Source organism: Mesorhizobium sp. M7A.F.Ca.CA.001.10.2.1 (genome assembly GCF_003998575.1).
Classification (GTDB): Bacteria; Pseudomonadota; Alphaproteobacteria; order Rhizobiales; family Rhizobiaceae; genus Mesorhizobium.
Genome location: NZ_RZQY01000835.1, coordinates 1 through 2,215, shown reverse-complemented (window position 1 = coordinate 2,215; position 2,215 = coordinate 1). Strand labels below are relative to the sequence as shown.

Genomic DNA, 2,215 nt, shown 5'->3' with positions numbered 1-2,215 from the left:
CTTGTGGCCGGCGACGATCTCGGCGACCATCTCGCCCTGGGCCATCGCCCGGTGCGCCAGCATCGGCTCGCCGGTGACGTCGCCGATGGCGAAGATGCCGCGCATCGAGGTGCGGCACTGGTCGTCGATGCGGATGAATTTGCCTGCCCTGTCGAGGTCGATCTGCTCGAGCCCCCAGCCTTCGGTCACCGGCTTGCGGCCGACCGTGACCAGGATTTTTTCGGCGGCGACCTTGGCGCTCTTGCCATCCGCCGTCTCGACCAGCAGCGCATCGCCTTTGGTCGATAGCCCCTTGGCCTTGGCACCCAGCATCACCTCGACGCCGAGTGCGTTGAGCCGCTTGACCACGGGCCGCGTGAGTTCGGCGTCATACTGCGCCAGCACGCGCGGCAAGGCCTCGACCACGGTCACTTTGGCGCCCATTTTTGCAAACGCCATGCCGAGTTCCAGCCCGATATAGCCGCCACCGACGACCGCGAGTTTTCTCGGCACGTCGCTCAGTGCCAGTGCCTCGGTTGACGAAATCACCGGACCGCCAAAGGGCAGGAACGGCAGCTCGACTGGCGCCGAGCCGGTGGCAATGACGATCGTCTCGGCGCGGATGACTTGGCTTCCCGTCTCGGTCTCGACCGCAACCGTCTTGCCGTCGCGAAAGCTCGCCCAGCCATGCACGGTCTTGACTCCTGCCTTCTTGAGCAGGCCGGCGACGCCGCTGTTGAGCCGGCTCACGATGCCGTCCTTCCAGGCGATCGTCTTCGCCAGGTCGAGCGTCGGTGCGGTGAGCGAGATGCCGAGCGGGCTCTTGCCGCCTTCCATGTGCGACACCTTCTCGAACTCCTCCGCCGCATGGATCAGCGCCTTGGACGGGATGCAGCCGACATTGAGACAAGTGCCGCCCGGCTTGCCGGCTTCCACGATCACCGTATCGACGCCGAGCTGTCCGGCACGGATAGCGCAGACGTAACCACCGGGACCGGCGCCGATGACCAGCAGCTTGCAGGAGATTTCTTTCATGTTGGCTGCTTCCTTTCGGCCGCCGGGCGCCCTGTCCTTCTCCCCTTGTGGGAGAAGGTGGATCGGCGCGTTAGCGCCGAGACGGATGAGGGGTGTTCCAGCGGAGTGAGGCGTTGGCGTTCCCTGGAACACCCCTCATCCGTCGCCTTCGGCGACACCTTCTCCCACAAGGGGAGAAGGGGGAGCCCACATTCCAACGCCGGTAACTTCCGAAGGTCCGTCTCAAGCTTCGACATCGGCCTCATCACCTCAATCCACAAAGATCAGCGCCGGCGTTTCCAGCAGCGTCTTGATCCGCTGGATGAACACCGCCGCATCCCACCCATCGATCACCCGATGGTCGAAGCTTGACGATAAATTCATCATCTTGCGCGGGATGAACTGGGTGCCGTCCCACACCGGCCGCACCATCATCTTGTTGACGCCGATGATCGCCACTTCCGGATGGTTGATGACCGGCGTCGTCGCCACGCCGCCCATGGCGCCGAGCGAGGTGATGGTGATGGTCGAGCCGGACAGCTCGTCGCGTGTCGCCGTGCCGGACTTGGCCGCCTCGGCCAGCCTGATGATTTCTGCGCCGCACTCCCAGATGTCGCGCGCCTCGGCATGTTTGACCACAGGCACTACCAGCCCCGACGGCGTCTGCGCGGCGATGCCGATATGGATGCCGCCATGCTGGTGGATGATGCCGGCCTCGTCGTCGAACAGCGAATTGAGGTTGGGCTGGTCCGCGATCGCCTTGACCATGGCCCGCATCAGGAACGGCAGCAGCGTCAGCTTCGGCCGCTCCACGCCACCCCTACCTGGGCGCTTCTCCTTGTTGAGCGCGGCGCGCAATTCCTCCAGCGCGGTGACATCGATCTCCTCGACATAGGTGATGTGCGGGATGCGCGATTTCGACAGCGACATCTTCTCGGCGATCTTGCGCCGCAAGCCGACCACCTTGATATCCTGGATCGCATCGTTGCGGGCGAGGCCGGATGTCCTGGCAACCTGCGGCCCGCGCGCCAGGAACGCTTCGATGTCCTCATGGCCGATGCGGCCGGCAGGGCCGGATCCCGCAACCTGCCTGAGATCGATGCCGGCTTCCTTTGCCCGCAGACGCACGGCAGGCGAAGCCAGCGGTCTTTCGCCCTCGGGACGCGGTGCGCCGGCGGGCGTGGCAACTTGAGATGTCGGCGCCGTACCCCCACCCCTAGCC

Annotated in this window: 2 protein-coding genes; both read right to left on the bottom strand. The window is 65.1% G+C overall.

Annotation, left to right across the window (positions count from 1 at the left end):
• On the bottom strand, window positions 1-1,014 hold a 1,014-nt coding region (locus EN964_RS32375; RefSeq protein ID WP_127277285.1), incomplete at its 3' end, for an NAD(P)/FAD-dependent oxidoreductase.
• A 249-nt stretch (window positions 1,015-1,263) separates the two neighbouring features.
• Window positions 1,264-2,215: dihydrolipoamide acetyltransferase family protein (locus EN964_RS32370; RefSeq protein ID WP_164753445.1), on the bottom strand; the 952-nt coding region annotated here is incomplete at its 5' end.